Raw genomic sequence first — 25,459 nt, 5'->3', positions numbered from 1 at the left:
ACTGCTTTCATAGCCGTCAGGCCGATTTTTAGTTTATCGGTTTCAACCTGTTTCCTTGAAAAGTACGTTGTGGTCCAAGAGGTAACGGTCAAAGAGTGGAAGGCTTGCGCCACCTATGGCGCGGGCCTGGCTGCCGACCATGCCTTCAATGATATCTGGCACGACAACACCTTGCAGGTCATGCGCGCCGAGCGCTTTTTTTGTTGCATTTACAATGCGTTCTCGCACCCAACTCGGGAAGCCGCCATCGATCACCACGGCTGAAAAATCGATGACAGATGCTGCGGCGATTACCGCTTGTGCCAGAGCGGCTGCGGTATCATTGATCCAGATATCCAGTGGTTTTCCAAAATCGATCCAGTCGTCAGGTGAGAACCATAATGGCTTTGGATCAATGCCATGATCACGCAGAATATTTTCGAGAACGAAAATTGAGGCGATCTTCAAAAGCTGGACGGTTTTTCCGTCCCGTCGCTGGACGGGTAGCGGACCAACCGCACCAGCCGTTCCCGTGCGACCTGAAAATAGCGCGGAATTGAGAACGACTCCGCCACCGATGAACGAGCCGATAAACAGATAGAGGAAGTCGGCGTGGTTCTGGCCAGCACCAAATACCAACTCCGCCCCACAGGCGCTTGTGGCGTCGTTCTGGAGGTAGACGGGATAAGGAATGCGGTCGGCTATCTCTTGCTGCAGATTTACGCCATGCCAGGTGTCCATTGCCGCTTGTGGGGCGCCCACTTCTTCCGCCCAACTCCACAACTCGAACGGCGCTGCGATGCCAGCGCCGACGATGCGTTTGCGTTCGCTTTCGTCGAGCTTCATTTCAAGCTCCCGTATGCCGTCCGTTACAAAGGAGATGATTCCTTCTGGTAGCGGATAGGGGTAGGCACGGCGCAGTTTCAGCCGGATATTGCCAAGAAAGTCCATCAACACCAGGTCAGCGCTGCGTCTGCCAATTTTCACGCCAAAGGAATAGGCAGCGTCCGGATTAAGTCGCATGGGGGTGGAGGGTTGGCCGACCTTGCCGCGCTGGGGTTCGTCACGCAATAGCAGTCCGTCATTTTCGAGCGCGCGCATAATGACGGTTACAGTCTGAGCGGAAAGCCCGCTGCGACGAGCGATTTCGGCCTTTGAAAGGGCATGATGGCGACGAACCAGAGACAGGACGAGCCGCTCATTATAGGCCCGGACGCGCACCTGATTAGAGCCGCCGTTGATATCAAGGGTGGCATTTGTTGCAGGCCATGTCGGCTCGGCTACTCGAGACATTATTCCTCCCTCCCTTCATGACTGCATATGCCGCCACTCAGGATTCGCGACAAGCCACCTGATTGCGTATTCAGTCCTGTTTTTCCGCTCTTGCACAAGCGAGTTGACCGGACATGCATTGTGTTGACGCGTCCAGAGCATGCCATATCGAATTAATAATTCAATTGGATTTATTTATTGACACTTTGTTCATTTGGTGTTTCCATTTGCGTGGTGGTGCCGCTCACACCTTGGAGGAGGTTGGCCCCCGGATAGTTTCATAAGAAGCATCCGCACGTCTTTAGGAGGACTATATGAAGACGACCGTTTCCGCCTTTATTGGCGCACTTGCGCTTGGCGTTTCCTTTGCAGGCATGGCATCTGCGGCTGATACATCCGTATGCCTCGTTACCAAAACAGACACGAACCCTTTCTTCGTGAAGATGAAAGAAGGCGCTACAGCCAAGGCCAAGGAACTCGGTGTTACCTTGAAGGCTTATGCCGGCAAGATTGATGGCGATTCTGAAAGCCAGGTAGCTGCCATCGAAACCTGCATTGCCGATGGCGCGAAGGGTATTTTGATTACGGCGTCCGATACGAAGGGCATTGTACCGGCGGTTCAAAAGGCTCGTGATGCCGGCCTTCTGGTCATCGCACTCGACACACCGCTTGAGCCGATTGATGCTGCTGATTCAACATTCGCAACCGATAACCTGCTTGCTGGTGAACTGATCGGCAAATGGGCAGCCGCCACTCTCGGCGACAAGGCCAAGGATGCGCGCATCGCATTTCTTAACCTCACGCCATCACAGCCAAGCGTCGACGTTCTGCGTAACCAGGGCTTCATGAAGGGTTTTGGTATTGATGTGAAGGACATCAACAAGATCGGTGATGAAGACGACGCACGTATTGTTGGCCATGATATCACCAACGGTAACGAAGAGGGTGGTCGCTCCGCAATGGAGAACCTGCTCCAGAAAGATCCGACCATCAACGTTGTTCACACCATCAATGAACCAGCCGCTGCCGGTGCTTATGAAGCCCTGAAGGCTGTTGGGCGTGAAAAGGATGTGCTGCTGGTGTCGGTCGATGGCGGATGCCCAGGCGTTAAAAATGTTGCGGAAGGTGTAATTGGTGCAACTTCGCAGCAGTATCCGCTGGCGATGGCAGCACTTGGCGTCGAAGCCGTCAAGAAATTTGCTGATACCGGTGAGAAGCCAAAGCCTACCGAAGGCAAGAACTTCTTTGATACCGGCGTGACGCTCGTCACAGACAAGCCTGTTGCTGGCGTTGAATCAATCGATACCAAGCAGGGTCTGGCAAAGTGCTGGGGCTGATCGCCTGAATAACATCCCGAAACAGGAAAGGTGCTGAGGCACCTTTCCCTCAATGTGCCCACGTCTCTTCTGTTCGCATATCATCCGCACAGCAGACGGCGAAAAATACGGACGACCGGGGAGGAGTGGTATGGACGACCAATCAACAACACGTGCCCAACCGCACAATGAATTCGAAAAAGTTCTGACGGGCAGTTCTGCGCAGCTTGCCGCGTTCGATACACACGACAAAACACCCATCGAAAAATTTCAGCACTTCCTGCATTCCAGCCCTGCGGCTGTGCCCTTGATCGTGCTGGTCATGTCGCTGGCAGTGTTTGGTATGCTGTTGGGTGGTAAATTTTTCTCGGCCTTTTCACTAACCCTGATTTTGCAGCAGGTTGCGATCGTCGGTATCGTCGGTGCCGCTCAGTCGCTGGTCATCCTGACGGCCGGTATTGACCTCTCCGTTGGTGCCATCATGGTGTTGTCCTCGGTCATTATGGGGCAATTCACGTTCCGCTACGGCCTGCCGCCCACACTCTCCATTGCCTGTGGTTTTGCAGTCGGTGCCCTTTGCGGTTACATCAATGGTTTCCTTGTTTCCCGCATGCGTCTGCCACCATTTATCGTAACGCTTGGCATGTGGCAGATCGTGTTGGCTGCAAACTTCCTCTATTCCGCGAACGAAACGATCCGTGCGCAGGATATTTCTCAGAATGCGCCGATATTACAGTTTTTTGGCCAGAGTGTGCGCATGGGCAATGCGGTATTCACCTATGGCGTGATCGTCATGGTCCTGCTGGTTGCTCTGCTCTGGTATGTGCTTAACCACACGGCTTGGGGCCGACACGTTTATGCTGTTGGTGACGACCCCGAGGCTGCAGAACTTGCGGGTGTTAACGTCAAGCGCATGCTCATTTCGGTCTACACTTTGTCTGGTGTTATCTGTGCACTTGCCGGATGGGCGTTGATTGGACGTATCGGCTCGGTTTCCCCGACAGCCGGTCAGTTTGCCAACATCGAATCCATCACGGCGGTGGTTATTGGTGGCCTGTCACTGTTTGGTGGGCGTGGGTCAATTCTTGGCATGTTGTTCGGTGCTCTTATCGTGGGTGTGTTTTCACTTGGTCTGCGTCTTATCGGCACGGATCCGCAATGGACTTACCTTCTCATCGGTGTGCTGATTATCGCCGCCGTTGCTATTGACCAATGGATCAGAAAGGTAGCTGGCTGATGTCGAACGAACCCATTCTCACAGCCCGCGGTATTGTTAAACGTTATGGCCGCGTCACCGCTCTCGATAACGCAGACTTTGACCTCTATCCCGGCGAAATTCTGGCGGTGATTGGTGACAACGGCGCGGGAAAGTCCTCACTGATCAAGGCGCTTTCCGGCGCCATCACACCGGATGAAGGTGAAATTCGGCTGCACGGCCAGCCGGTTCAATTTCGCTCGCCAATCGAGGCGCGCAAGGCTGGTATCGAAACCGTGTATCAGAACCTCGCGCTGTCTCCGGCCTTGTCTATCGCCGACAACATGTTCCTCGGTCGCGAGATCAGAAAGCCCGGTTTGCGTGGCAGTCTGTTGCGCACACTCGATCGTCCAGCCATGGAGAAGTTCTCACGGGAAAAGCTCTCCGAGCTTGGTTTGATGACGATTCAGAACATCAATCAGGCGGTAGAGACGTTGTCCGGCGGTCAGCGTCAGGGTGTTGCCGTGGCCCGTGCTGCAGCATTTGGCTCAAAAGTTATCATTCTTGATGAGCCGACTGCAGCACTCGGTGTAAAGGAAAGCCGGCGTGTCCTGGAGCTTATTCAGGAAGTTCGATCCAGAGGGCTTCCGATCGTGCTGATTTCACATAACATGCCGCATGTGTTCGAGGTGGCAGATCGCATTCACATCCACCGGCTTGGACGGCGGTTGTGTGTTATCAAACCGAAGGATTATTCAATGTCGGATGCTGTGGCATTCATGACGGGTGCAAGAGAAGCACCAAAGGATGTAGTTGCCGCATGAGACTGGAAGATCTGGTTGCAGACATCATGAAACGCGCGGCTGAACGCCCGCGTTTCATTATCGCCATTGCGGGACCGCCGGCTGCCGGCAAGTCAACCGTGTCTGAGGCACTGCGTGAGCGTCTTTTGGAAAAAGGACTCAGTGCGGAAATTCTGCCGATGGATGGCTTCCATCTGGACAACGGACTGCTGGAGAGGCGTGGACTTTTACCGCGCAAAGGAGCGCCGGAAACCTTTGATGTCAGGGGCTTCCTGGACATTATTGCTGCAGTTCACAAAGCTGATCAGGAAGTGCTTGTGCCGGTGTTTGACCGGTCACGGGAAATTGCCATTGCCTCTGCTCGGGCGATCGCCGCAGACACGCGTTTCATTCTGGTGGAAGGCAATTACCTGCTGTTGAACGAAGGTCCGTGGGCCAGGCTCGATGGCTGCTTTGATTACACGATATTTATCGGTCCTGATGCCGATGTCCTGACTGAACGGTTGACCCAGCGTTGGACGGACATTGGTATGGACGCCGACGGCATTGCTCACAAGCTTTACGGCAATGACCTGCCCAATGGCGAGCGAGTGATCAGAAATTCAAGACCCGCAGATTTGCGGGTCGAGACAATCGAGTTGTGAGATGCGGGAAAGGTGGCTTTCCGTAGCTTAGTCTTCTGTAAAAATCGGGTCCTTGACGAACTGACCGCCTTGATAAAGCGATAACGGTTCGTCGGTGCCGGGACGAGGTAAGGTTTTTTCCAACTCGGCACGGTAAATTTCCGCGTTGTCCTTTGGGCGCCAGCCCAGATACTCCGCTTGAGAATTGTCCCACCAACGACTGTCATTGTTGGAAACGCCCCATATGATCGGGCAACCGAGCAGCGGCGCGCGGAACGCACAATTGATCAATGATGCGAAATCATCATAGGACATCCAGCTCGACAGCATCCGGTAATTGACCGGTTTCTCGACGCAGCTGCCGATGCGCACAAGGGCAGTCTCCTGTCCGAATTTTTCAAAATACATTCGGGCGAGCGCTTCCCCAAAGCATTTTGACACACCGTAAAGCCCATCCGGGCGCATTGGTGCGCTGGCGTCGATATGCTGGTCCTGGCGATAAAATCCGATGGTGTGGTTGGAGCTTGCAAAGATAATGCGTGGCTGACCGTTGGCGCGTGCCGCCTCATAGAGATTGTAGAGACCAAGCAGATTGGCGTTCAGTATTTTTGAGAACTTATCCTCAACTGAAATGCCGCCAAGATGAATGATACCGTCGCATCCTTGCACCAATGTGTGTACCGCTGCTGCGTCAGCAAGGTCGCAACGCACGAAGGTCTCGTTGGCCGCCAGCGAACCTTGTATCTCGACGATATCGGAAAGACGCACTTCGTCTGCCATTTTGGAGAATCTGTCGCGCATGGCGCGTCCAAGCCCACCGGCTGCTCCCGTTACCAGAAGTCGCTTCAAAATTCTTCCTCCCGTCGCCAGCCCTCACAGGCTGTATAATGATTTAATGTAATATGGCTTTTAAGTTATCATACATCTTGATATGGTGTGGTCAACCAGTGTGATTGGTAAGGTGTGGGTTCTGCGTAATTTCTGTGATAGCCAACCCGGAAATTGGCATTTGCATGAACGGGATAGGGAAAGAGGCGGGGATGAACACGCAGACCAGAATAGAAGGTGGTGCGGGCACGTTGACGGAGCGGCTGGGTGAAAATCTGCGCCAGGCAATCGCCGCAGGGCAGTTTCCTCCCGGCACAAAATTGCCCAGTGAGGCGCAGCTCGTTGAGGCGCATGGCGTAAGCCGCACCGTTGTACGAGAGGCGATCGCTGCCTTGCGCGCTGATAAACTGGTCGAGGCGAGGCGAGGAGCTGGCGTATTCGTTCTGACGACGCCTGTCGCTAACGATAGTCTCCTTTCCTTGCATGCTGTTGATCCAGCTCGCGTTTCTTCAATGATTGAGTTGCTTGAATTGCGTACGGCGGTTGAGGTTGAGGCTGCCGGCTTAGCAGCGCTTCGTCGCTCGCCCGCGCAGGAAGAAGTAATTTTTGAATGTCATCACGCCGTTCGTGCCTGTCTTGATGCCGGTACATCCAGTTCTGAGGCGGATTTCGCGTTGCATATTGCTATCGCTGAGGCTGCCAACAATTCGAGGTTTCCGGAGTTTTTGACGATGATTGGCCGCAATGCCATTCCGCGTGCGGCGCTAAGCAGTGACGAGTCCGAAGCTGATCAAGCGGCCTATATCAAGCTTCTTGATAAGGAACATGATCGAATCGTTGTGGCTATTTCCAATGGTGATGAGGATGCGGCGAGAGAAGCGATGCGCGCTCATTTGCGCGGTAGCCAGGCTCGGTACAGGGCGTTGCTGCGCGAGCAGCGAAAACATGTATGATAACTATTGACACTTTTCCGACCTAGACGTATGACAAGTTAACTGAGTACGTAGAAAAGGAAATCAGTGATGAATCCGCAAGAAATCAAGGTCGCGCTTGGCTCGGGCCTATTGTCGTTCCCCGTCACGCACTTTGATGCACAAGGCAAATTCCAGGCTGAAAGCTATCGTCGTCACGTTGAATGGCTGGCTGGTTATGACGCTCCTGTGCTTTTTGCTGCTGGCGGTACGGGCGAATTTTTCTCGCTGGCTCCGTCTGAAATTCCCGACATTGTCCGCGCAGCCAAGGAAGCGTCTGGTAAGACTGCGATCGTTTCTGGTTGTGGTTACGGCACGGAAATGGCCATCGATCTGGCGCGTTCCGTTGAAAAGGCGGGCGCTGACGGCATTCTCCTTCTGCCGCATTATCTGATTGATGCGCCACAGGAAGGTCTTTACCAGCACGTAAAGCGCGTCTGCCAGTCCATCGGTATTGGCGTAATGGTTTACAACCGCGACAATTCCGTTCTTCAGGCTGACACGTTGAAGCGTCTGTGTGATGAGTGCCCGAACCTGGTTGGTTTCAAGGACGGTACTGGCGATATTGGTCTCGTTCGTCAGGTGAGTGCAACGATGGGTGACCGTCTGACGTATCTTGGTGGCATGCCGACCGCCGAACTGTTCGCCGAAGCTTATCTGGGCGCTGGTTTCACAACCTACTCTTCTGCCGTGTTTAACTTCGTGCCCGGTCTGGCTATGGAGTTCTACAATGCTCTGCGTGCGGGTGATCGCACAAAGTGTGAAACTATTCTCAAAGACTTCTTCTACCCGTTCATGGCTTTGCGCAGCCGCCGCAAGGGTTATGCGGTTTCCGCTGTTAAGGCCGGTGTTCGCCTCCAGGGCTTCGATGCGGGCAAGGTTCGTCCGCCGCTTGATGATCTGACCAAGGAAGAAGAAGCAATCCTCGACAAGCTCATCGGTACTTGGAAGCGCAGCGCATGAAAATAACAGCAGTCCGCGCACATCTGCTTGAACATCGTCTTTCGGTTCCTTTCGAAAGTGCTTCCATGCGCTTCGATCGTCGCCTGCATGTTCTGGTAGAGATCGTTTGTGACGATGGCACCATTGGCTGGGGCGAATGCCTTGGCCCTGCGAAAGCAAATGCTGCCGTGGTCGAAACCTATGCGGGCTGGCTGATTGGCGAAAACCCGCTGGAAACGGAAAAGATCTGGGCGAAGCTCTACAATGCGCTTCGCGACCAGGGGCAGCGTGGTCTTACACTGACCGCGCTTTCCGGCATCGATATCGCGCTTTGGGATATCAAGGGCAAGCACTTCGGTGTTCCCGTTTCCACATTGCTGGGTGGTCGTTTTCGTGAATCTGTCCGTGCGTATGCCACGGGCAGCTTCAAACGCGATGGCGTCAATCGTGTTGAGGACAACGCGAAGGAAGCCGCCCGCTACCGTGCAGAAGGTTTTCACGCCAGCAAGATCAAGATCGGTTTTGGTGTCGCCGAAGACCTTCAGGTCATTCGCGCCGTGCGCGAGGCGATCGGCCCGGATATGCGGCTGATGATTGATGCCAACCATGGTTATGGTGTTCTTGAAGCCATTGAACTCGGCCGTAAGGCGGCTGAATACAATATCGACTGGTTTGAAGAACCCGTTGTGCCGGAGCAACTGGCTGCCTACCGTGAGGTGCGCGCCAAGCAGCCCATTCCGGTTGCCGGTGGTGAGACATGGCATAGTCGCTGGGGTATGAAGGAGCCGCTTGAAACCCGAGCGGTCGATATTATTCAGCCTGATCTTTGTGGCGTGGGTGGTTTTACAGAGGCCCGCCGCGTTGCGGATTTTGCGTCCATTCATGGCGTGCGCGTGGTGCCGCATGTCTGGGGAACTGCGGTACAGATTGCTGCGGCCTTGCAGTTCATGGCATCAATGGTGCCAGACCCTGTTCGCACAAACCCTGTTGAGCCTATCCTTGAGTTTGATCGCACCGACAATCCTTATCGTCAGGCTATAGTCAAGACACCGCTGGAGCATGTCAACGGTGTGGTTTCCATACCGAATGCGCCCGGCCTTGGCATAGAGATAAACCGTGATGCGCTGGCGGAATTCCGCCTGAAGGAGGCTTGATATGGTTGTCAGGACCCTCTCTGGCCCCGCTCCGAAAATTACATTGCCCAAAGGCGCAGTGGATACGCAGATGCATATGTATCTGCCAGGTTTTCCGGCTTTGCCGGGCGGCCCTGATTTGCCAGCGGGTACTCTGCCGGACGCTGAGCAATATCGCAGCTTCATGAAATGGATCGGTATCGATCGCGTCATCATTACCCAAGGCAATGCTCACCAGCGTGACAATGGCAATCTCGTCGCTTGCCTCTCAGAAATGGGCGAGGTGGCGCGCGGCGTTGCGGTGATTTCAGCTGATACAAATGATCGTGATCTCGATGCGCTGGCAGACGCCGGCGTTGTTGGCGCACGTATAATGGATCTGCCTGGCGGTGCGGTTGGTCTTGAGGCACTGGAAGATGTGGATGCCCGGGCATCGGCGCGCAACTGGATGGTTGCCGTGCAGTTCGATGGCAGTAACATTGGGGATCACGAAGAACGCCTGTCGCGTTTGAAATCCCGCTGGGTGCTTGATCATCATGGCAAGTTCTTTTGTGGCGTGACACCGCAAAGCCCTCAGATCGATGTGCTGAAGCGTCTGATCGATACGGGTAATTGCTGGTTTAAATTTGCAGGTGTTTACGAATCCGCCAAAAGCGCTGGTCCTGACTATGAGGATGTTGCTGCTGTTGCGCGTGAGATTGCGGCCTTTGCGCCTGAGCGCATCGTCTGGGGCACGAACTGGCCACACAATCTGGCGAAAACAACTGCTGATTATCCTGACGATGCGGCTTTGGCTGACACCGTCCTTGGCTGGTTTGCTGACGATGCCGCCCGCAGGCTTGCGTTGGTTTCCAACCCTGAGACTCTCTTTAATCTGCCTGCATTTACAGCGGCATAAGTTTAACCGCATGCGCCGGGGGAGTGGAGGCTCCCGCGCATTGTGCCCAGCGAATGAAAGGCATTGCATACCCGCCCGAACGGGCAGGACGACAGCGGACCCGGGACCTGGGGAAGGTCGGGCCGTTTTAACGGAGGAGGACTAATAATGAAAAAGATTGCTGGCATGCTTTGCGTTGCCATGGGCATGGCCCTTGGCAGTGTTTCTGCGCAGGCGCAGGAGATTAACTTGCGTTCTGCTGATATCCATCCGGATGGCTACCCGACGGTCGAAGCCGTCAAATATATGGGTGAGCTGCTTTCTGAGCGCACCAATGGCCGCATTAAAATACAGGTCATGAACAACGCTGTACTTGGCGGCGAAAAAGACACCATCGAACAGACCCGCTTCGGCGTCATCGACATGAACCGCGTTAACGCGGCTCCCTTCAATAACCTGGTCAAGGAAACGACCGTTTTGGGTCTACCATTCCTGTTCCGCTCCACCGAGCATATGCACAACACGGTGGACGGTCCGATTGGTGATGAGGTGCTGGCTGCCTTCGAACCCCATGGTTTGATTGGTCTGGCATTTTATGATTCCGGGGCGCGGTCTTTCTACACCACCAAAAAGCCAATCGAAAAACTCGACGACCTCAAGGGCCTGAAAATTCGCGTTCAGCAATCCGACCTTTGGATCGCGATGATGCAAGCGTTTGGTGCCAACCCGACACCGATGCCTATGGGCGAAGTTTATTCGTCGCTGGAAACCGGCGTTGTCGATGGCGCGGAAAACAACTGGCCTTCGTACGAATCCGCCCGTCACTTCGAAGTGGCCAAGAACTACACTCTTACTGAACACTCTCTGAACCCTGAAATCCTCGTTATATCCAAGGTGTCCTGGGACAAGCTGTCGCCTGAAGATCAGACGCTTGTTCGTCAGGCTGCCAAGGATTCTGTTGGCAAAATGCGCGAACTTTGGAGTGCTCGTGAAAAGGCTTCCGAAGAAAAAGTTCGTGCCGGTGGCGTCAATGTCATCAAAGTCAATAAGGAGGAATTCGCTGCCGTTATGAAGCCGGTTTACGACAAGTTCGTAACCGATCCGAAGATGAAAGATCTTCTGGAGCGCGTTCAGGCGGTCAAGTGAACAGTTACACGAAGGACCGGCTCATTATTGAGCCGGTCTTTTTTTATCTCCAGCTGCATGGGCTGGAGTTGTGGAGGACGGGAACATGCGAAATTTTATGAGGGCGATACGCCCCGGTCTTGGTGCGCTCAATCGTGCATCGCTTTATGTCGCTGGCGTCGGCATGGTTATTATGACGCTGATTATTGGCTGGCAGGTTTTCAGCCGCTACATATTGAATGATTCCCCAAGTTGGTCCGAACCTTTGTCCATTCATCTTATGGCCTGGTTCATCATGCTTGGGGCAGCTGTTGGCGTGCGTGAAAGCGTACATCTTGGGCTGGATATCATTCGCTACATGATGAGACCCGGCATCCAGAAAATAATGGATATGATCAGTCTTGGTCTCATTGTCTTCTTTGGGGCGGCGATGACCTTTTACGGTGTGCAGCTTTGCATGGGCACATGGACGGCGACGATTCCGGTTCTGGGATGGCCTGGCGGTGTGGACTTTTTCCCGCTGATCGGTGGTGGTTTTCTTATTGCACTCTTTGGCACTGAGCGATTCATTGATGTTGCTCTTGGCGAGGAAATTGCGGCGGATGTGATCGTGCAGGAGGCTGCGTAAATGGCATACACTATTCTTTTCGGGGTCTTTACCCTGTTAATGTTGATCGGCACACCTATCGCATTTTGCCTCGGCATCGCTTCCCTTGCCACCGTTCTCTATATGGGGCTTCCGCCGGTTGTTATCTTCCAGCAAATGAATTCGGGCATGAGCGTGTTTGCCATGATGGCTATTCCGTTTTTCATCTTTGCGGGTGACCTGATGGTGCGCGGCGGTATTGCACATCGTCTCATACGGTTCGCGGCAGGCCTTGTCGGTCACATGCGTGGAGGGCTAGGGCAGGTCAACATTGTGGCGTCAACATTGTTCGGCGGTATTTCTGGTTCCGCAGTTGCTGACGCATCGGCTGTGGGTGGTCTGATGATCCCTCAGATGGCTGCACGTGGTTATGACAAGGATTACGCCGTCAACGTCACCGTCAATGCGGCGATCATTGCGCTGATGATTCCGCCATCGCACAACATGATCCTTTATTCGATCGCCGCTGGCGGTAATGTCTCGGTCGCAGATTTGTTTACTGCAGGGATTATTCCGGGTTTCCTGCTTGCAGCTGCCTTGATGGTAACCGCCTATATTGTTGCACGTCGAAAGGGTTATCCATCTGAGCCGTTTCCGGGCTTTTCCAAGCTGTTTTATTACTTGCTTGCTTCGTTTCCGGGCATCCTGTTGATCGGCATTATCTTTGGTGGTGTTCGGTCCGGTGTTTTTACCGCAACGGAAAGTTCGTGCATTGCGGTGCTCTACGCCTTTCTGGTTGCAATGTTGGTCTACCGCGAGCTGAACTGGGAAGGTTTTGTTGAGGCGGTGATGGGGGCCGTGCGTACGACTGCCATGGTGTTGCTGGTTATCGGTACAGCCGCTGCATTTGGTTGGTTAATGGCTTTTCTTCAGGTGCAGACCCTTATGATCAGTGCCATCAGTGCGATCTCGGATAACCCGATCATCGTTTTGCTTGTCATCAACATCATTCTGCTGTTGCTTGGTACATTCATGGACATGGCACCGATGGTGATCATCTCCACACCGGTCTTGCTGCCAGTTGTGAAAGCCTTTGGCATCGATCCCGTACATTTTGGCGTTGTGATGATCCTCAATGCCGGTATCGGTCTCAACACGCCACCTGTTGGTACAGTGCTGTTTGTCGGATGTGCTGTCGGAGGAATATCGATACGAGAGGCGATGCGAACGATCTGGCCGTTCTTCGGCGCGAGCGTTCTGGTGCTGCTGGCGGTAACCTATATTCCAGCGCTGTCGCTCTGGCTGCCAAGCCTCTTTAAGTAACGGATTGAAATATCAAGAAAAAACCGCCGGAGGCATGGCTTTCGGCGGTTTTTGTTTTTTGATGGTCTAGTTTTATCAGCTTTTATCGATACGCTTTAAAACGTCACCAGCTTCGTGGATTGCACAGACAATATGATAAAATGTGCTGGCTGGTGCGGGTTCATCAATCATGCCGCCGTCCTTGGTCCACTTGTCGTACCAAAGGCCTTTGATGGGTGTTTGCAGAAACGGATGAAGCGCATCCAATGCTTTTGAACTGGAGGCCAGGTATCGTTGCCGTTCGTCGCCGGTTGAATTGAGTGCTAGTTGCAATGACGCCTTCAGCCATTCGGTCTGTGGCCACAACCGTGCCAGGCTGTCCCTCACGGTGAAGTCGTCCTTCAGGCCCATTATGACGATCTTGCGATCTGGGCAAACCCCGTGCGTTTCGGCAATTTCGAACAGTCGTTTTGCCTTTTGAATTGCCTCCGGCGAGTGCCGTGAAGAGCCATAACGAACCAGAAGCCATGCCCATTCGAATTGATGTCCCGGTTCGACCACCTTTCCTGCATCTCCTGGCATTGGCTGCCAATCGTGATCGAAAAATTCACGCAGGACACCGCTGTCTGCGTCAATGAAATGGTTCATTGCAAGCGCGGCGATCTCGTCAGACAATTCCATCCAAGGTCCGGTCGGATCGACCTTTTCCCAGGCCTGCATTGTCTCGAACAGATGCATGTGGGGATTGGAACCAAGGGGCTGTCGCGGCGGATTGGCTTCCTCGAAACCAGCGACAGGATGTTTATACTCTCTTTTCAGAGCATCCAGTATGGACAGCGCTTTGGCGCGCATTTCCGCTTTCTTTTCAGGCACTGCGATAGAAAGCTCTGCACAGGCAAAAAGTGCAAAAGCCTGATTGTACAGGTCAAATGTTGGATCAATCAACTGGCCATCTGCCGAGGCGAGATTGCCATAAAGGCCGCTTTCCAACCGATAGGTTTTATCAAACCAAGCGACACCCTGCTCAACGGCTGATTGCCAAGGGCCAGTCCATCCAGAGTGCCCGGCAGCAGCAAAACAATAAGTCTGTCGCGGTTGAACACGCGAACGCCTGTCGTCACTGAATATCGGAATTCCGTCTTGACCAATGCGCTCATGGAAGCCACGACCATCTGCTGCTAGACCCGTTTTGATCCACAATGGCAAGGCATCCTCGTCGAGCCATCGACGCAGTTCAGAAACCCTGTTTTCAAGTGTATTCACCCGGCTCGCCGGTGACGATAAGGTCATATCTATCCTTCCGATCTCGTGCCTCATGTCATCATAATGCATCAATATCAAGGTTGGTTCATCGCTTAATTTTTATGCAGTTCATGTTTGGAGTTTACTCGGGGGATAACCGTTTGTCTTGACCCCAAAGTTTTCCTGGTGAACATTTATTACGTGTATGCATTTAGGGTATATGTTCAAAATAGTTTTAGAATGGGCTGATTGGTATGAGTGATATGACGGATAAAATTACCCCGGTGCTTCTCGCAGGAGGTTCGGGGTCAAGGTTATGGCCAGTCTCACGTGATCAATTGCCTAAACAGTTTCAGCCATTGGTTGGTAATCTTTCCACTTATCAGCAGACTTTGAAACGCGTCTCAAATCCCGAGCTTTATGCGTCGCCGCTTGTCATCACCAACGAGGACTTTCGGTTTTTCGCCAAGCGTCAGGCAGAAGATGTTGAGGTGCCGACCACAGTGGTTTTGGAGCCTGCACGACGCGATAGTGCGGCGGCGATGGCGGTTGCAGCCGTCATGGCCGAACGGCGCTCAGCAGGTTCGTTGGTTTTGGCGTTGGCCGCCGACCACGTTGTGCTGGACGATGGGCTGTTTTCTGATGCGGTGAAACTGGGATGTGAAGCCGCAAAACAAGGCAACATTGTTGTCTTCGGTCTGGTTCCGACTGAACCTCGTACCGCCTACGGTTACATCAATCCCGGTGAGTTGTTTTCCGATAACGAAGATCTGCGCATCGTCGAAGCCTTTGTCGAGAAGCCGAATGCTGAGACGGCGGTCAGTTATCTGCAAAAGGGATATCTGTGGAATTCAGGTAACTTCCTCTTCCGCTCCGACGTGATGATTGCGGAATTACGCGCATTCTCCCCTGAGATTCTGGACGCTGTTGAAAAGGCCGTCGACCTTTCAAAACAGGACCTTGGTTTTGTCCGTCTGGATCAGGAAAGCTTTGAGGCATCTCCTAAAAACTCAATTGATTACGCGGTGATTGAAAAAACCAAACGCATGGCGGTGGTGCGCGGTCATTTCCGTTGGTCCGATATTGGCAGTTGGGACGCAATCTGGGAGGTTGCCGACAAGCAGCAAGGTGACAACGCAATTGAAGGCAATGGTCTCATTGTCGATTCCGAAGGATGCCTTGTGCATTCGCACGGTCTGATGACGACAGTTGTCGGTGCAAAGGATCTTGTTGTCGTCTCAACCAAGGATGCGGTTCTGGTTGTGCCGAAAAACAAGACACAGGCTGTGAAAGGCCTCGTTGAGCAGCTGAAGGCCGAAGGCCGGAATGTTGAAACGGAAGTTCACACCCGTGCCTACCGTCCGTGGGGATATGTGGAGAGCATGGATGACGGCGAACGGTTTGGTGTGCGTCGAACCATGCTTGATCCCGGCACTCGGACTTCCTTGCAAAAGCACATGCATCGCTCTGAGCATCTCATCGTTGTTAAGGGCACGGCCAGTGTGACGATCAGCTCGGAAACCCTGCTACTAACCGAAAACCAATCTATCTACATCCCAATTGGTGCGCTACACCGCATCGCCAATGAGGGCCGCATTGCGCTCGAGATTATCGAGGTACGTACTGGTGGCTATCTCGGCGAGGATGATATTATTCGTGTCGAAGACGACTACAAACGAGATTGAGTGACGAAAAAAGCCCCGGTTTTGCCGGGGCTTTTTTGATTATGGGAACGTGTGTCAGTTCTTTTCCTGAACATGAGCTTCCAAGAACCACAAGGCCTTGTCCAGATCGCGCGACGCGGCCGTGAAAATATCGGCGGTGTTTGCATCACCGGCTTCATCAGCTTCATCAATGGCTTTACGAACCATGTTGGCAACATCGCCATAACGTTCAATCAGCGCTTGAAGATGGTCGTGCACGGGGTAAATGTGCGTGGGGTACGCAGCAAGTTTTGTTGCTGAGGAAACAGCCTGCAGGCTGCCAAGTGCTGTGCCGCCCAATTGCACAACTCTTTCAGCAATCGTGTCGCCGTGGTCATCAAGCTGAGTACGGAAACCGTCCAGCATCTCGTGAACGGCTATGAACTGTGGGCCCTTAAGGTTCCAGTGTGCCTGCTTGGTTGCCAGTGCCAGATCAATGATCGAAGCAAGTGCCTCATTCAACAATGCGCTTACTGTTGTCTTGGCATTCGATGGCAAGTCATTTTTGGTCTTATGGGTTTTCACGTCTGTCTTCCTTCTCTCTTTACTGGCAGTCAGAACTGGCCTCGTTCAAAACTTTTATGGATCCGACTAGGTTCCGTCCTGTCTGAAGGCGCGGTTTGAAAACCATGAAATTATTAAAAAATACATGATCTATCGCGACGGACGATCATTCATAAAACAATCCGATGCGTCGCCCGTTGATCTCATGAATGGCGATTTGCATATCGTAAATCTCTCTTAGCGCATCGGTGTTGATAATGTCATTTACCGTTCCAGTGCCCCACACCTTTCCGTCGCGCATCGCAATGATATGGTCGGAGTACCAGGAGGCGAAGTTGATATCGTGCAGCACCAGCACCACGGTCTTTTTCAAGTCGTCGGCGGCCTTGCGCAATATTTTCATCATAGCGCTGGCATGTTTCATATCAAGGTTGTTCAAGGGCTCGTCCAGCAGCACATAATCGGTGTACTGGCACAGAACCATTGCGACAAATGCGCGTTGACGTTGACCGCCAGATAGCTCATCGAGAAAGCGGTCTGCAAGAGGTTCAAGGTTGAGATATTGCATTGCCTGATCGACATGCACCTTGTCTTCGACAGTCGGACGTCCCTTGGAATAGGGATATCTGCCGAATTTCACCAGATCGAGCACGGTAAGGCGTGATGAAATATGATTGTCCTGTCGTAATATGGAAAGACGACGGGCAAGCTGGTCGCTTTGCGTTGTCGTCACGTCCATGCCGTCAACGGTAACCGTTCCCTTATCCATAGCCATCAGGCGCGCGATAATGGAAAGTAGTGTCGATTTTCCCGCACCGTTGGGACCGATAATCGAGGTCAAACCTCCGACCGGAATTGTGATGGAAACATCATCGACAACCAAAGAGTTGCCGTATGCCTTGCTGATGCCGTTGGTGACGATCATCGAGCACCCCGTTTGAGAATGAGAACAATAAAGACGATGCCACCGAGAAACTCGATGACGATTGAAAGTGCGGTGTCGAACGCGAAGACCCGTTCCAGGATCACCTGTCCACCGACAAGGCAGATGATGCCAATCAAGATCGCAGCTGGCAGCACATGGCGATGTTTGCCCGAGTCGGTGAAGTAATGTGCAAGGGCTGCAATAAGCAGCCCAAAAAACATCACCGGGCCGACAAGGGCGGTGGACACTGCAACCATAATGGAAATGAGCACAAGAAGAGCGGTGACAACACGTTTATGCGCGACGCCCAGACTTATCGCTGCAGGCCTTCCTAACGACAGGACGTCAAAGGTGTGAAACAGTCGCAGACCAGCGAGGCTGGCCAATGCAACAATAGCAGCGGAAATAGCCAACAACGTTGTATCAATGCTATTGAAGCTGGCGAACAACGTGTCCTGCAACACCATGAATTCATTTGGGTCCAGCACTCGTTGCATGAAACTGGACAGGCTGCGAAACAGCACGCCGAAGATTATTCCGACCAGCACCAACAGGTGCAGGCTGCGTTCGCCGCCAGAGAACAACCAGCGGAAAAGAATGCCGGCAAAAACCACCAGCAGCAGTGTTTCACCGATAAATCGCAAACGAGGATCGATCAAAAGCACTTCGGAAGAACCGAAGGCAAAGACCATGAATGTGTGCACCAGCACAAATAGTGCATCGAACCCCATGACTGCTGGTGTCAGAATGCGATTGTTGGTCACCGTTTGGAACATGACTGTCGAGACCGCAATCGCATAGGCAACCAGCAAAAGTGCCGCCAATTTTATGCCGCGGAATTTGAGAACGAATGCCCAGCTTCCCTTGGCACCAAGTGTCATGAAGGCGATGATGGCGACAATTGCCAGGGCGGAGAGGACCACCAGGATAATGATGGGGCGTTTCTGCTGCAGATCAGTGGGCATGGTCACGCTTCCGGAGCAGAAGATAAAGGAATAAAGCGCTACCAACGACCCCGACCACAGTGCCAATCGGAATTTCGTACGGTGCACGGATTGTCCTGCCGACAATATCGCAAGACAGCACAAAGATTGCGCCAAGGGTCGCAACCCATGGCACGGAACGGCGCATGTTATCTCCAATCATCAGGCTGACGATGTTGGGCACAATGAGCCCAAGAAATGGGATCATGCCCACTGTGACCACGACGACGGCTGAAACCAGGGACACAATGACCAGACCGAATGTCACCACGCGGCGGTAATTGAGGCCAAGATTGGTTGTGAAGTCACGGCCCATGCCGGCCACGGTAAATCTGTCTGCTGCTAGATAGGCAGCGATAGCAAAACAAAAGCCAATCCACAGCAATTCATAACGTCCACGCAAAACGCCGGAAAAGTCACCTGTTGTCCATGCCAAAAGGGATTGGGTGAGTTCGTAGCGGTAAGCAAAAAATGCTGTTATCGCGCTGATGATGCCCCCAAGCATAATGCCAATGAGCGGGACAAGCAGCACGTCACGCAGGGGAATTTCCCGCAGGATCCGCAAGAAGAGCGCGGTTCCTGCCATTGCAAATGCCGCCGCCACCAGCATCTTACCAAAAATGGGAGTTTGCGGTGCAAAAAGAGTAACAGTCAGAAGGCCGAGGCTGGCGGATTCGATTGTCCCCGCTGTCGATGGCTCAACGAAGCGATTGCGAACCAGCATTTGCATTATAAGCCCGGCAATTGCCATGGAGCTGCCGGCAAGTATAAGGGCGAGCGTACGGGGGATGCGGCTGACGACCAGTACTTGGACGGCGCGCGCTTCCGTATCCGACGACATCAATGTCGAAAGTGACACATTGCTGACCCCGATGAAAAGGCTGGTGACGGCCAACATTAGGGCTGCGAGCAGGGCTAGAGCCAGATATTTCAACGTAGTGTCCTAAATGCGCGAATGCTCCCGATGGCATTGGTCATCGGGAGCGGAAATGAATTGCCTGGAATTACTTTTTTTCGGACACTGCCTTGTAAACCTGATCGATCAGCATTGTTAGGGCTGTATAGCCGCTGCTGACAATGTAGGCGGCCTGTGGGTCCAGATAGACGATCTGGCCTTTTTTCCATGCTGTGGTTTGGTGAACCAGTTCGTTGTCGAGAACCTTTTGGGATGCATCACCGCCACTGTTGCCCACACCAGCGTCGCGGTCTACGACGAACAGCCAATCAGGATTTGCTTCAAGGAGATACTCGAACGATACGATGTCACCACCGTGGAAACGGTCGTCAATGTCTTCTGCAACCGTCTTGAAGCCAACTTCTTTGTGCAGCCAGCCGACCCGTGAGTTAGGGCCATAAGCGCCAACTTTGCCCGCATTCGTCACAAGGATCATTGCTGTGCCGGCGTCAGCAGCCACAGCCTTGAGGGCGGCAATTTTTTCGTCGATTGTCGCATCAAGTTTTGCAGCTTCAGCATCCTTACCAAACACTTTACCTAGGGTCAGGATATTGGTTTTGGTGCTAGCAATGTAGTTTTGGGCATCGACAGACATATCAAGTGCTGGGACGATTGCAGAGACTTCTGGATATTTGGCGCGAGAGCGGCCACCAACGATGGCAAGATCTGCTTCTGCCGCATTGATTGCTTCATAATCCGGCTCAAAAAGCGTTCCAACCTTCAAATATTTGGCATCGGAATATTTGGAAAGATATGCTGGCAGGTTGGAGGCCAGGACACCCGCGGGCTCAACGCCCAAAGCATCCATGGTGTCCAGTGACGGGATGTCGAGAACCAAAACCTTCTGGGGAACGCCCTTGAGGACAGTCTCTCCCTGACCATGCTTGATGCTGATGTCTTGAGCGTTTGCTGTGAGGGCGCCGAACCCGAAAGCGGCGACAGCAAACAGGCGGGCAGGGTGAAGGGGCTTGAAGTTCACTGACATTTCCTTTGTCGTCCCGTAATGAAGAAAGCCACATTTGAGCGTGGTTGGATATTAATATGATATCTTCTGTCATCTTTAATTGCGCAGGTTTACGATGTCAAAAAACCTATTTCAGAACGATTCTAAATTTCTCTGGTGTTAATTTGCTTGATGGACAGGCAGGTTGTTAAACGGACGAAAAAATAGGATTTGCGCATGAAATGGGTGCGAATAACCTCTGTTACGTGCGACAATATGGCGTATCTCTTTCAAGGCAAAACAAGCACAGGAGGCTCTGATGATGGATGATTTATTTGCGGAGATGAAATCACCAGAACCGTCTCGGCAGGAGTTGGCAGAAGGGGCCGTATTGCTACGTCAACGGGCGCTTGACGTGGAGGACAAGTTATTGGATGGGGTGCGCCAGATTTCCCACCGCGCGCCGTTTCGCAAAATGCTGACGCCTGGCGGCTTTTCTATGTCGGTTGCTATGACCAACTGCGGTAGGGCAGGTTGGGTTACGGATCGTCGAGGTTATCGATATCAGGAAAATGATCCGGAGACGGGACAGCCGTGGCCTGACATGCCTGATGTTTTTCGCGAACTTGCCGAACAGGCAGCGGCGGAGGCAGGATACGAAGGTTTTTCACCCGACGCCTGCCTGATAAACCGTTACGAGCCCGGTGCACGCATGTCGCTTCATCAGGATCGGGACGAAAAGGATTTTCAAAACCCGATCGTCTCCATATCGCTCGGTCTGCCGGCGACATTCCAGTTCGGCGGTCTAAAACGAACAGATGCTGTCAAAAAATACCTACTGGAGCACGGTGATATCGTTGTCTGGGGCGGCGCCTCACGCCTGTTCTATCACGGTGTCCTGACGTTGAAAGAGGGCAATCATCCAAAAACCGGGAATGTCAGATACAATCTCACATTCCGCAAGGCGTATTAGTTGGCCTGGGAAGCTTGAAAATTGCTCCACCATGCCGAGCTACCGACCAACTCACTGTAAGTTAATGAACTGAAGCTATTTGTAGAACGCATGCCGGATCAGAACCTTCGTGTTGATGGATGTTCGCACGGCTAGGTATAGCTTTGCTTGAGAAAGACCTTGTGGATGGAAACGCATATTGTTTTTGGCGGATCAGGTTTTATCGGCTCACATTTAATTCGGCGTCTCGTAAAACAGGGTGATCGCGTCATATCTGTTGACCGGAAGCCACCAAGAGAAAAACTTGCAGGGGTTGATTACCGGTCTGCAGATGTTCGCGACCTCTCTAGCTTGGAGGTAGGTGGCGATATTAAGCGCATTTATAATCTGGCTGCTGTTCATACTACGCCCGGTCACCCAACCCACGAGTATTACGAGACCAATATTCTTGGCGCTGCTGAGATTACCGCTTTTGCGCGGCGTTTCGACATCAACGAAATCGTCTTTACGAGCTCAATTTCCGTCTATGGACCAAGTGAGGAAACGAAAAGAGAAACGTCTGAACCAGCGCCCGAATCTGCGTATGGGCGGTCTAAGCTAATGGCTGAACGAATTCAGCGAAGTTGGGCTGATGAAAATGAACAGCGGCGCCTTGTTATCTGTCGGCCAGCGGTCGTCTTTGGGCACGGGGAGGGCGGCAATTTTACCCGCATGGCAAAGCTTCTTGGTAAAGGATTTTTTGTCTATCCCGGCCGTAAAGACACAGTGAAGGCATGTTTCTATGTCGATGACTTGCTTGACACATTGGACTTTGCAATGAAGCAGCCGGATCGATTTGTTCTGTTCAACGGCTGCTATGCAGATCGCTATACTCTTGAGCAGATTGTAGAAACATTTAGGGCTGGATACTTTCAGCACGCCAAAACATTTCTGGTTCCGCGCATCGCTGTGTCAGTTGCCGCTACACTTTTGAAGCCATTCTCGGTGCTGGGGTTAGGAATTCATCCTGATCGCGTCATGAAACTCGTGCGTTCTACAGACATTATGCCAGAGTGGCTTGAGCAAAAGAAGCAATCAAAAACAGGCATGCTTGCTTCGGCGTTTGACCGATGGAACAAGGACAGCAGCAGTAAGTTTGATTGATCGCTACAAGCTAAAAAGAAAAAGCTCCCTAGAGAGCTTTTTTCATTTTAAGCGATCATTTTGAGGATCGTTTCGCGAACGTATGTTTTTAAACGAAGCTGACTTACCTTAGTATCTTCTGTGGATTTGACCACTTCCAGAGATTGGTTCAACAGATCCGAAAGCTCTTCCTGCGTTTCGGCAATGTATATGCCCGGACGTTGGCGAAGCTGCGACACCGTCGCGAGTTGGTGATCATTACGATGTTCGCCCATTGATGACAGACGCGGAACAAGAATAATCGGTTTCGCGTATTTATAAGCCTTTAGCACAGTACCAATGCCCGCATGGGCAATGATGACCGAGCACTCTTTCAGCTTTCTATCGAAGTCGATTGGGTCTACGGTCGCGCTGAACTGCATATTCTGCGGCTGGTAGGTGCTGACGCCCACCTGCGCAAAAATTTCTTCGTCTAGGGACGGGGCAATTTCGTCGATCATCTTTATGAGGCGATCGAAGGGGAGTTGTGTGCCGACTGTCACGACAATCATAACAAGGCCCCTTTGTAGGTTGGTCCCTGGTTATCGCTTAAATGCTCCCATTGGGTAAGCCAGGTATCTGAAATATAGCGAGCGAGCTTTCCGGACATTGAGAGCTGTTCAACGTTGGCAAAGCTATCGATCCAGATAGCTTTTGCACCGATGAGCTTGCCAAAAGCCATGCAGATAATACCTGGGGCAGCACCAGTCGAAACGATAACTTTTGGGCGAACGGTAAACACGATCTTCGCGCACTCAATGAAGCACTTCAGCAACAGGAGTGGTTGATTGCGATTGCAATCATTGACCACGCGACCTTGCTTACCCGCTTGGAGCAGCAGTTCTTCTTTCGTTGTCACGAACACAGGTGACATATCTTCGAAGGCTTCAGAAACAAGGAGCAACTGCTGCCAGTGCCCGCCGCTCGATGCAACTGCAAGAATATTCTTTTTCATCGATAACCTCACGAATGCTGCCGTAAAAAAGTCCTGATGCGCGAACGCATCAGGCGCGGCTCAGTCAACACCAAAGATGTCGCGCGTATAAATTTTGGGGGTCACGTCAGCGATTTCTGGCGTGATGCGATTGGCAAGAATGACGTCGCTGTAAGATTTAAATTCTTCGAGGTCTTGTATAACTCTTGAACGGAAAAATTCATTTTCATGGTAGCTGGGTTCGTAAACCACAACCTCGATACCCTTGGATTTGATACGCTTCATTACACCCTGAACGGAAGAGTCACGGAAGTTATCAGAGCCAACCTTCATGGTGAGACGGTAAACGCCCACTACTTTTGGACCCAGCCGCTGAATGCTCTCGGAGATGAAATCCTTTCGCGTGGAATTCGAGTCAACGATAGCGCGGATGAGCGATTGAGGTACTTCGCTGTAGTTGGCCAGCAACTGTTTGGTATCCTTCGGCAGGCAGTAGCCACCATAACCGAAGGAGGGATTGTTGTAATGGTTGCCAATGCGCGGGTCTAGGCAAACGCCATCGATAATTTCGCGGGTAGCTAACCCGCGTGAAGCCGCATACGTGTCAACCTCATTGAAATACGCAACGCGCATGGCAAGGTATGTATTTGCGAAAAGCTTGATCGCTTCCGCCTCGCTTGCGCCGGTAAACAGGACTGGCACATCTTTCTTGACCGCGCCTTCAAGCAACAGGTCTGCAAAAGCTTTGGCCGCATCTGACTTGTCGCCAACGATAATGCGCGACGGATGCAGGTTGTCATAAAGTGCTTTACCTTCGCGCAGGAACTCTGGCGAGAAGATGATATTGGCGTAACCGGTCTGTTCCCTTAGCGCCTCTGTGAAACCAACAGGGATGGTTGATTTGATGACAATACATGCCTTCCGATTGACTGCGAGAACGGCATTCACAGCAGACTGGACGGCTGTTGTGTTGAAGTAGTTCGTAAGCGGGTCATAGTTCGTCGGTGTCGCAACGATGACGAAATCCGCGTCTGTATACGCTTCCACGCTGTCGGTTGTGGCCGACAGATTAAGTTCTTTCGTAGAGAGAAACTCTTCAATATCTCTGTCGACAATCGGTGACTTTCGCGCGGCAACAAGATCAACGCGCTGTTGAACGAGGTCAATGGCTACGACTTCGTGATTCTGAGCGATGAGAACGGCGTTGGACAACCCAACATAACCAAGTCCGGCTACTGCAATTTTCATGTAAAAAACTTCGTAAATGAGTAAGTAAAAAATCGCTTGCTGCGACGCTAATAGGCCCTAATCAATAAGGATAATATTCACTTACTGAGGGGGATTTGTCAATCTTGCTGGTTTTTTGAACTGATTTCGCTGAACAGTTCCGTGCCAAAACATTGAAATATGGTTCATCATAACGGAGTTGGATCCTCTGCGATGGTTTATTTTTATTAGAGCGCCAAGGCGCAAAACGTAAAATTATACAACTTTGTCGCATCCAAATAGGTCAGAAATGAAGCGTCATCTGGTGAGGTCGTTATGGTTTCCGAGCGACGATCACCATAGATTTCGCTAGCGCAGGGATGCGGCCAGCACGACTAATTTCGATTGAATTGAATCCTGCATCCGAAAGTAATTTTGTAATTGTTTTCTCGGACCAAAATTTAATGTGTCCGTGATCTCGCAATGCCATGAAATGATCATCCATTTTGCCAGACAGTGCCAAGGCGAGATTTTTCCAATATCCATGATATGGTGTTGAGATTATCAATGTACCGTTACTTGCAAGAAGATGAAATGCAGTTTGGGCGAAGATTTTTGGACGATAAAGATGTTCAATGACCTCCGTTGACACGACCGCATCCCAACTTCCAAAACGAGCACTGAGATCATCATAAGCCGAGGCCTCTTCAAACGATTGCTCGGGGAACCGCAACCGGGCACTAGCGATTGCTGAGGTGGAAGGGTCGCTTGCGAGGACATGATAACCTTTTCTGGTCAGCAAGTTAGCGAGATCCCCCGTCCCGCATCCAATTTCGAAGATCCGACGAACAGATCTGTTTTTTTCGAGGCCTTTAAGTATTGCCGGGAGCAGGTATGTCAGAGACCGGTTAGGTTTTGCATGGTGATAATCATGCGCCAAATCCTGGTGGTTTTCACTCCGCGTCAATACCGCCGTCATTCGCGAATCTCCCGCTTAAC

General features: G+C 52.1%; 26 protein-coding genes. 14 read left to right on the top strand and 12 right to left on the bottom strand.

Going from position 1 to position 25,459, the window contains the following annotated elements; all coding sequences use genetic code 11:
- Nucleotides 1-42: 42 nt before the first annotated feature.
- A complete protein-coding gene (locus IB237_RS13790; RefSeq protein WP_192489229.1) occupies nucleotides 43-1,272 on the bottom strand; it encodes an ROK family transcriptional regulator in 1,230 nt (409 codons plus the stop codon).
- A gap of 293 nt (nucleotides 1,273-1,565) precedes the next feature.
- Between IB237_RS13790 and IB237_RS13785 the strand changes: the two genes are divergently transcribed.
- The 4 genes from IB237_RS13785 to IB237_RS13770 all read left to right on the top strand — a co-directional run bounded on the left by IB237_RS13785 (nucleotide 1,566) and on the right by IB237_RS13770 (nucleotide 5,209).
- Nucleotides 1,566-2,588, top strand: a complete 1,023-nt coding sequence (locus tag IB237_RS13785; protein ID WP_192489228.1) for a sugar ABC transporter substrate-binding protein — start codon at nucleotides 1,566-1,568, stop codon at nucleotides 2,586-2,588.
- A 130-nt stretch (nucleotides 2,589-2,718) separates the two neighbouring features.
- Nucleotides 2,719-3,804 (top strand): ABC transporter permease, encoded by a 1,086-nt coding sequence (locus IB237_RS13780; protein ID WP_192489227.1) that lies wholly within the window; start codon nucleotides 2,719-2,721, stop codon nucleotides 3,802-3,804.
- Nucleotides 3,804-4,586 carry an ATP-binding cassette domain-containing protein gene (locus IB237_RS13775; RefSeq protein ID WP_192489226.1) on the top strand — a complete coding sequence of 261 codons (783 nt, stop codon included), beginning with the start codon at nucleotides 3,804-3,806 and terminating at the stop codon, nucleotides 4,584-4,586. The genes IB237_RS13780 and IB237_RS13775 overlap by 1 nt, the downstream gene beginning before the upstream one ends.
- Entirely contained in the window at nucleotides 4,583-5,209 is a 627-nt protein-coding gene (locus IB237_RS13770) for a nucleoside triphosphate hydrolase (protein WP_192489225.1), read from the top strand. The genes IB237_RS13775 and IB237_RS13770 overlap by 4 nt, the downstream gene beginning before the upstream one ends.
- Nucleotides 5,210-5,236: 27 nt before the next feature.
- Here the strand turns inward: IB237_RS13770 and IB237_RS13765 are convergent, their stop codons facing one another.
- Nucleotides 5,237-6,037 (bottom strand): NAD(P)-dependent oxidoreductase, encoded by an 801-nt coding sequence (locus tag IB237_RS13765; RefSeq protein WP_192489224.1) that lies wholly within the window; start codon nucleotides 6,035-6,037, stop codon nucleotides 5,237-5,239.
- 191 nt (nucleotides 6,038-6,228) lie between these two features.
- Here IB237_RS13765 and IB237_RS13760 point away from each other — a divergent pair, with 191 nt between their 5' ends.
- The 7 genes from IB237_RS13760 to IB237_RS13730 all read left to right on the top strand — a co-directional run bounded on the left by IB237_RS13760 (nucleotide 6,229) and on the right by IB237_RS13730 (nucleotide 12,973).
- Nucleotides 6,229-6,969: a FadR/GntR family transcriptional regulator gene (locus IB237_RS13760; RefSeq protein WP_192489223.1), complete on the top strand. Its 741-nt coding sequence runs from the start codon at nucleotides 6,229-6,231 to the stop codon at nucleotides 6,967-6,969.
- A 69-nt stretch (nucleotides 6,970-7,038) separates the two neighbouring features.
- Complete coding sequence (kdgD, locus tag IB237_RS13755; RefSeq protein WP_192489222.1) at nucleotides 7,039-7,950, top strand: 5-dehydro-4-deoxyglucarate dehydratase; 912 nt, start codon at nucleotides 7,039-7,041, stop codon at nucleotides 7,948-7,950.
- Entirely contained in the window at nucleotides 7,947-9,083 is a 1,137-nt protein-coding gene (locus IB237_RS13750) for a mandelate racemase/muconate lactonizing enzyme family protein (RefSeq protein ID WP_192489221.1), read from the top strand. Before kdgD ends, IB237_RS13750 begins: the two co-directional genes overlap by 4 nt.
- 1 nt (nucleotide 9,084) lies before the next feature.
- Entirely contained in the window at nucleotides 9,085-9,960 is an 876-nt protein-coding gene (locus IB237_RS13745; protein WP_192489220.1) for an amidohydrolase family protein, read from the top strand.
- 147 nt (nucleotides 9,961-10,107) lie between these two features.
- Complete coding sequence (locus IB237_RS13740) at nucleotides 10,108-11,085, top strand: TRAP transporter substrate-binding protein (RefSeq protein ID WP_192489219.1); 978 nt, start codon at nucleotides 10,108-10,110, stop codon at nucleotides 11,083-11,085.
- An 85-nt stretch (nucleotides 11,086-11,170) separates the two neighbouring features.
- The gene (locus IB237_RS13735; RefSeq protein WP_192489218.1) at nucleotides 11,171-11,692 is read left to right on the top strand and encodes a TRAP transporter small permease; all 522 of its coding nucleotides are present in this window, start codon (nucleotides 11,171-11,173) and stop codon (nucleotides 11,690-11,692) included.
- Nucleotides 11,693-12,973, top strand: coding sequence for a TRAP transporter large permease (locus IB237_RS13730; RefSeq protein ID WP_192489217.1), 1,281 nt, complete (start codon nucleotides 11,693-11,695; stop codon nucleotides 12,971-12,973). It begins immediately after the preceding gene.
- A 75-nt stretch (nucleotides 12,974-13,048) separates the two neighbouring features.
- On the opposite strand, the gene IB237_RS13725 is transcribed toward IB237_RS13730, so the two are convergent.
- A complete protein-coding gene (locus IB237_RS13725; RefSeq protein ID WP_192489216.1) occupies nucleotides 13,049-14,242 on the bottom strand; it encodes an AGE family epimerase/isomerase in 1,194 nt (397 codons plus the stop codon).
- Nucleotides 14,243-14,448: 206 nt separating this feature from the next.
- Between IB237_RS13725 and IB237_RS13720 the strand changes: the two genes are divergently transcribed.
- On the top strand, nucleotides 14,449-15,879 hold the full coding sequence (locus IB237_RS13720) for a mannose-1-phosphate guanylyltransferase/mannose-6-phosphate isomerase (RefSeq protein WP_192489215.1): 1,431 nt from the start codon (nucleotides 14,449-14,451) through the stop codon (nucleotides 15,877-15,879).
- A 54-nt stretch (nucleotides 15,880-15,933) separates the two neighbouring features.
- Here IB237_RS13720 and dps read toward each other — a convergent pair whose 3' ends face one another.
- The 5 genes from dps to IB237_RS13695 form a co-directional block, all read right to left on the bottom strand.
- Nucleotides 15,934-16,455, bottom strand: a complete 522-nt coding sequence (dps, locus tag IB237_RS13715) for a DNA starvation/stationary phase protection protein Dps (protein WP_192489445.1) — start codon at nucleotides 16,453-16,455, stop codon at nucleotides 15,934-15,936.
- A gap of 112 nt (nucleotides 16,456-16,567) precedes the next feature.
- Nucleotides 16,568-17,326 (bottom strand): ABC transporter ATP-binding protein, encoded by a 759-nt coding sequence (locus tag IB237_RS13710; protein ID WP_192489214.1) that lies wholly within the window; start codon nucleotides 17,324-17,326, stop codon nucleotides 16,568-16,570.
- Nucleotides 17,323-18,291 (bottom strand): iron chelate uptake ABC transporter family permease subunit, encoded by a 969-nt coding sequence (locus IB237_RS13705; RefSeq protein ID WP_192489213.1) that lies wholly within the window; start codon nucleotides 18,289-18,291, stop codon nucleotides 17,323-17,325. The genes IB237_RS13710 and IB237_RS13705 overlap by 4 nt, the downstream gene beginning before the upstream one ends.
- Complete coding sequence (locus tag IB237_RS13700) at nucleotides 18,281-19,243, bottom strand: ABC transporter permease (protein WP_192489212.1); 963 nt, start codon at nucleotides 19,241-19,243, stop codon at nucleotides 18,281-18,283. Before IB237_RS13700 ends, IB237_RS13705 begins: the two co-directional genes overlap by 11 nt.
- Nucleotides 19,244-19,313: 70 nt before the next feature.
- Entirely contained in the window at nucleotides 19,314-20,243 is a 930-nt protein-coding gene (locus IB237_RS13695; protein WP_371815317.1) for a siderophore ABC transporter substrate-binding protein, read from the bottom strand.
- 286 nt (nucleotides 20,244-20,529) lie between these two features.
- Between IB237_RS13695 and alkB the strand changes: the two genes are divergently transcribed.
- Both alkB and IB237_RS13685 read left to right on the top strand, forming a co-directional pair.
- Nucleotides 20,530-21,180 carry a DNA oxidative demethylase AlkB gene (gene alkB, locus IB237_RS13690; protein ID WP_192489444.1) on the top strand — a complete coding sequence of 217 codons (651 nt, stop codon included), beginning with the start codon at nucleotides 20,530-20,532 and terminating at the stop codon, nucleotides 21,178-21,180.
- Between the two features lie 165 nt (nucleotides 21,181-21,345).
- Nucleotides 21,346-22,302 carry an NAD(P)-dependent oxidoreductase gene (locus IB237_RS13685; protein ID WP_192489210.1) on the top strand — a complete coding sequence of 319 codons (957 nt, stop codon included), beginning with the start codon at nucleotides 21,346-21,348 and terminating at the stop codon, nucleotides 22,300-22,302.
- 47 nt (nucleotides 22,303-22,349) lie between these two features.
- On the opposite strand, the gene IB237_RS13680 is transcribed toward IB237_RS13685, so the two are convergent.
- The 4 genes from IB237_RS13680 to IB237_RS13665 form a co-directional block, all read right to left on the bottom strand.
- A complete protein-coding gene (locus IB237_RS13680) occupies nucleotides 22,350-22,832 on the bottom strand; it encodes a glycosyltransferase (RefSeq protein ID WP_192489209.1) in 483 nt (160 codons plus the stop codon).
- Nucleotides 22,829-23,275, bottom strand: a complete 447-nt coding sequence (locus tag IB237_RS13675; RefSeq protein WP_192489208.1) for a hypothetical protein — start codon at nucleotides 23,273-23,275, stop codon at nucleotides 22,829-22,831. The genes IB237_RS13680 and IB237_RS13675 overlap by 4 nt, the downstream gene beginning before the upstream one ends.
- Nucleotides 23,276-23,335: 60 nt before the next feature.
- On the bottom strand, nucleotides 23,336-24,502 hold the full coding sequence (locus IB237_RS13670) for a nucleotide sugar dehydrogenase (protein WP_192489207.1): 1,167 nt from the start codon (nucleotides 24,500-24,502) through the stop codon (nucleotides 23,336-23,338).
- 292 nt (nucleotides 24,503-24,794) lie between these two features.
- A complete protein-coding gene (locus IB237_RS13665) occupies nucleotides 24,795-25,439 on the bottom strand; it encodes a bifunctional 2-polyprenyl-6-hydroxyphenol methylase/3-demethylubiquinol 3-O-methyltransferase UbiG (RefSeq protein WP_192489206.1) in 645 nt (214 codons plus the stop codon).
- Between the last annotated feature and the right edge of the window lie 20 nt (nucleotides 25,440-25,459).

Source organism: Agrobacterium sp. AGB01 (assembly GCF_014851585.1).
Taxonomy (GTDB): domain Bacteria; phylum Pseudomonadota; class Alphaproteobacteria; order Rhizobiales; family Rhizobiaceae; genus Agrobacterium.
The sequence above is the reverse complement of the archived record's forward strand: the minus strand, read 5'-3'. Positions and strand labels throughout refer to the sequence as shown.

Bases quoted from the DNA above. Each gene is read 5' to 3' on its own strand.
- IB237_RS13790 (WP_192489229.1), bottom strand. From the start codon at position 1,272: ATGTCTCGAGTAGCCGAGCCGACATGGCCTGCAACAAATGCCACCCTT.
- IB237_RS13725 (WP_192489216.1), bottom strand. From the start codon at position 14,242: ATGACCTTATCGTCACCGGCGAGCCGGGTGAATACACTTGAAAACAGG.
- IB237_RS13675 (WP_192489208.1), bottom strand. From the start codon at position 23,275: ATGAAAAAGAATATTCTTGCAGTTGCATCGAGCGGCGGGCACTGGCAG.
- IB237_RS13730 (WP_192489217.1), top strand. From the start codon at position 11,693: ATGGCATACACTATTCTTTTCGGGGTCTTTACCCTGTTAATGTTGATC.
- IB237_RS13710 (WP_192489214.1), bottom strand. From the start codon at position 17,326: ATGATCGTCACCAACGGCATCAGCAAGGCATACGGCAACTCTTTGGTT.
- IB237_RS13780 (WP_192489227.1), top strand. From the start codon at position 2,719: ATGGACGACCAATCAACAACACGTGCCCAACCGCACAATGAATTCGAA.
- kdgD (WP_192489222.1), top strand. From the start codon at position 7,039: ATGAATCCGCAAGAAATCAAGGTCGCGCTTGGCTCGGGCCTATTGTCG.
- IB237_RS13665 (WP_192489206.1), bottom strand. From the start codon at position 25,439: ATGACGGCGGTATTGACGCGGAGTGAAAACCACCAGGATTTGGCGCAT.
- IB237_RS13680 (WP_192489209.1), bottom strand. From the start codon at position 22,832: ATGATTGTCGTGACAGTCGGCACACAACTCCCCTTCGATCGCCTCATA.
- IB237_RS13770 (WP_192489225.1), top strand. From the start codon at position 4,583: ATGAGACTGGAAGATCTGGTTGCAGACATCATGAAACGCGCGGCTGAA.
- IB237_RS13735 (WP_192489218.1), top strand. From the start codon at position 11,171: ATGCGAAATTTTATGAGGGCGATACGCCCCGGTCTTGGTGCGCTCAAT.
- IB237_RS13775 (WP_192489226.1), top strand. From the start codon at position 3,804: ATGTCGAACGAACCCATTCTCACAGCCCGCGGTATTGTTAAACGTTAT.
- IB237_RS13685 (WP_192489210.1), top strand. From the start codon at position 21,346: ATGGAAACGCATATTGTTTTTGGCGGATCAGGTTTTATCGGCTCACAT.
- IB237_RS13760 (WP_192489223.1), top strand. From the start codon at position 6,229: ATGAACACGCAGACCAGAATAGAAGGTGGTGCGGGCACGTTGACGGAG.
- IB237_RS13740 (WP_192489219.1), top strand. From the start codon at position 10,108: ATGAAAAAGATTGCTGGCATGCTTTGCGTTGCCATGGGCATGGCCCTT.
- IB237_RS13750 (WP_192489221.1), top strand. From the start codon at position 7,947: ATGAAAATAACAGCAGTCCGCGCACATCTGCTTGAACATCGTCTTTCG.
- alkB (WP_192489444.1), top strand. From the start codon at position 20,530: ATGGATGATTTATTTGCGGAGATGAAATCACCAGAACCGTCTCGGCAG.
- IB237_RS13785 (WP_192489228.1), top strand. From the start codon at position 1,566: ATGAAGACGACCGTTTCCGCCTTTATTGGCGCACTTGCGCTTGGCGTT.
- IB237_RS13745 (WP_192489220.1), top strand. From the start codon at position 9,085: ATGGTTGTCAGGACCCTCTCTGGCCCCGCTCCGAAAATTACATTGCCC.
- IB237_RS13670 (WP_192489207.1), bottom strand. From the start codon at position 24,502: ATGAAAATTGCAGTAGCCGGACTTGGTTATGTTGGGTTGTCCAACGCC.
- IB237_RS13705 (WP_192489213.1), bottom strand. From the start codon at position 18,291: ATGCCCACTGATCTGCAGCAGAAACGCCCCATCATTATCCTGGTGGTC.
- IB237_RS13720 (WP_192489215.1), top strand. From the start codon at position 14,449: ATGAGTGATATGACGGATAAAATTACCCCGGTGCTTCTCGCAGGAGGT.